This is a genomic window from Phocaeicola sp. RTP21198st1_B8_RTP21198_201120 (genome assembly GCF_040929485.1).
GTDB classification, from domain to species: Bacteria; Bacteroidota; Bacteroidia; order Bacteroidales; family Bacteroidaceae; genus Phocaeicola; species Phocaeicola dorei.
Map to the genome: position 1 here is coordinate 766 of NZ_JBCOCI010000236.1, position 1,125 is coordinate 1,890.

A 1,125-nucleotide genomic window follows, 5' to 3' on the forward strand; every position below is an offset into this window, starting at 1 on the left:
TTCATTCATAGTAGAATAAGCATATTCTTTTTGATAACTATCCATATCAACAGTAAAATTTGATTTGTATTTATCTAAATCAATATTTCTAAATTGCCATCCTCTTGAGGTATTTCCATAAGTAATACTAATTTTATGCAAAGTCGATTTGATTGGTGGAAAAAACACTTTGAACTTATAATTAGAAGCCAAAGATACTTTTGTCCCATTCATTTTATCTACTCCTATCGTTGATGAAGTAACATAATATTTACTATCGTTATCTAAGTCGTGAATAAGAAAACCGTCATCGCCTTTATCTATCTCGCACCATATATACATTTCCCCCATAGATAGATTCAGATTCGTATATGAAAGATATGCGATTGTTACATCATCTTTAAATTCTATAGCATTCAAAACCACTTCACTATTCCTTTCATTAGGTATATTCAAGATAATAAAATTTTCTTTATTGTTAAATTTGGGATTAAAGCGATTAAAATCATTACTCGTCAATGCAGTAAGTCTTTCTTTATTTATAGATACCCCAAAATTAAGATTTTGCCCTCCTGTACGATTAAATGTCGCAACAGCAAACACTTCCCCTTTTTCATTCAATAATGCACTACCACTGCTTCCTGGAGAAATAGGTGCAGTTACCTGTATAATATCACCATGTTGTTTATCATTCCTTAATGACGCCACAATTCCATCAGAAACACTTTTCTCTAATCCTAAAGGACTACTTATATTATAAACTCTATCTCCTTGTTCTGTGCCTTTAGTAGCAAATTCTAAATAAGGAAATTTTTGATTAGATAGAGCTATTATCGAAAACTTAATAATATCCCATTTTTTATCAGAAGCCAATACCTTATCTATTTCGTACTCTTTCCCATCGCTAGTTTTAAGCATTGCTTTTACAGCACCATCCAACACGTGGTAATTTGTTATCCCTGTACCATCACTATCAATAAAGAAGCCAGAGCCACTACCTAATGGAGCTCCGTATTCATCGTAAGTATAGATTATAAATGTTGCACTCTCTGTATCATGTATAATATCCTTCAGATTTTTTTGGCATGAACTAAAGAATGCTAATATAACACCAAGTATCAAAAATATATTCTTATTCATATTTAT

1 protein-coding gene is annotated in these 1,125 nt (G+C 31.1%); it reads right to left on the bottom strand.

Going from position 1 to position 1,125, the window contains the following annotated elements; all coding sequences use genetic code 11:
- Positions 1–1,119: S1C family serine protease (locus AB5935_RS24960; protein ID WP_368327751.1), on the bottom strand; the 1,119-nt coding region annotated here is incomplete at its 3' end.
- Between the last annotated feature and the right edge of the window lie 6 nt (positions 1,120–1,125).